Raw genomic sequence first — 2068 nt, forward strand, 5'->3', positions numbered from 1 at the left:
CATGAGCAGCTGGATCGCAGCCGCCACCTCGTACAGCACCAACAACCGGATCATGATCCCGTTCTACGTGTACTACTCGATGTTCGGCTTCCAGCGTGTCGGCGACCTGGCCTGGGCGGCCGGCGACATGCAGGCGCGCGGTTTCCTGCTGGGCGGCACTTCGGGCCGCACCACGCTGAACGGCGAAGGCCTGCAGCACGAAGACGGCCACAGCCACATCCTGGCCGGCACCATTCCCAACTGCATCAGCTACGACCCGACCTTTGCCCATGAAGTCGGCGTCATCCTGCACCATGGCCTCAAGCGCATGGTCGAGAAGCAGGACAACGTGTACTTCTACCTCACGCTGCTGAACGAAAACTACGCCATGCCCGGCCTCAAGCCCGGCACCGAAGAGCAGATCATCAAGGGCATGTACCTCTGCAAAGAGGGGGCCAAGCTCACGCCGCGCGTGCAGCTGCTCGGCTCCGGCACCATCCTGCGTGAATCCATTGCCGCGCAAGAGCTGCTTGAAAAAGAGTGGGGCGTTGCCGCCAACGTGTGGAGCTGCCCGAGCTTCAACGAACTGGCCCGTGACGGCCAGGACTGCGAACGCTGGAACCTGCTGCACCCGACCGACAAACAGCGCGTGCCGTTTGTCAGCCAACAGCTTGAGAAGCACACCGGCCCGGTGGTTGCATCCACAGACTACATGAAGGCCTATGCCGAGCAGATTCGCTCCTTCGTACCCAAGGGCCGTACCTACAAGGTGCTGGGCACCGACGGTTTTGGCCGCAGCGACTTCCGCAGCAAGCTGCGTGAGCACTTCGAGATCAACCGCCACTACATCGTCGTGGCGGCGCTCAAGGCGCTCAGCGAAGAGGGCACCATCCCAGCGGCCAAGGTTGCCGAGGCCATCWAAAAGTACGGCATCAACGCCGACAAGATCAATCCGCTTTACGCTTGAGTTAAAACCCTGACGTAGCACCTGTAGCAACCGGAGACAAGAATATGGCAGTGGTAGACATTCAAGTTCCTGATATCGGGGATTTCGACGAAGTGACGGTGATTGAGCTGATGGTCAAGCCCGGCGATACCGTGAAGGCCGAGCAGTCGCTCATCACCGTGGAGTCCGACAAGGCCTCCATGGAAATCCCCTCCAGCCACGCGGGTGTGGTGAAGGAGCTCAAGGTCAAGCTCGACGACAAGGTCAAGCAGGGCTCCGTGGTCCTGACGCTGGAAGTGTCCGGCGCCGAAGCCGCCCCGGCTTCAACAGAAAAACCGGCTGCAGCGCCCGCTGCGCCAGCGCAAGCAGCTAGCAAATCTGTAGCAGCGTCGGCGCCTGCACCCGCAGCGGCCCCGGCAGCCTCCGGTCCGGTGGAAGTCCGTGTGCCCGACATCGGCGACTTCAAGGACGTGTCCGTCATTGAAGTCCTGGTCAAACCCGGCGACACCATCAAGGCTGAGCAGTCGCTGATCACCGTCGAGTCCGACAAAGCCTCGATGGAAATCCCGTCGTCCGCCGCAGGTGTGCTCAAGGAGCTCAAGGTCAAGATGGGCGACGTTGTCAACATCGGCGACCTGCTGGCCATCCTGGAAGGTTCTGCGGCTGTGAGCGCATCGCCTGCGCCCGCACCGGCCCCCGCTGCGGTGCCTGCCGCGGCATCTGCTGCTGCCCCTGCACCGGCAACCTCATCTGCTCCCGCGAGCCAGCCGGCCCATAACCCCACCACTGCGCCTCAGGGCAACCTGCCGCATGCATCGCCCTCGGTGCGCAAGTTCGCGCGCGAACTCGGCGTGCCACTGGCAGAAGTCAAAGGCAGCGGCCCCAAAGGCCGCATCACGCAAGACGACATCCAGGCCTTCACCAAGTCGGTGATGGACGGCAGCGTTCGCACCCAGGCGCAGGCCGCCAAAGCACCCGCATCTTCGGGCGGCGGCGCAGGGCTCGATTTGCTGCCATGGCCAAAAGTTGACTTCACCAAGTTCGGCCCGGTCGAGCGCAAGGACATGTCGCGCATCAAGAAGATCAGCGGTGCCAACCTGCTGCGCAACTACGTGATGATTCCGCACGTCACCAACCATGACG

Annotated in this window: 2 protein-coding genes; both read left to right on the top strand. The window is 62.6% G+C overall.

Going from position 1 to position 2068, the window contains the following annotated elements; translation table 11 throughout:
• A partial coding sequence (locus AC1DWI_RS20910) for a transketolase-like TK C-terminal-containing protein (protein WP_477725651.1) occupies positions 1-946 on the top strand: 946 nt, incomplete at its 5' end.
• Between the two features lie 44 nt (positions 947-990).
• Positions 991-2068: biotin/lipoyl-containing protein (locus AC1DWI_RS20915; RefSeq protein ID WP_477725652.1), on the top strand; the 1078-nt coding region annotated here is incomplete at its 3' end.

The organism is Polaromonas sp. P3_C2 (assembly GCF_056402675.1).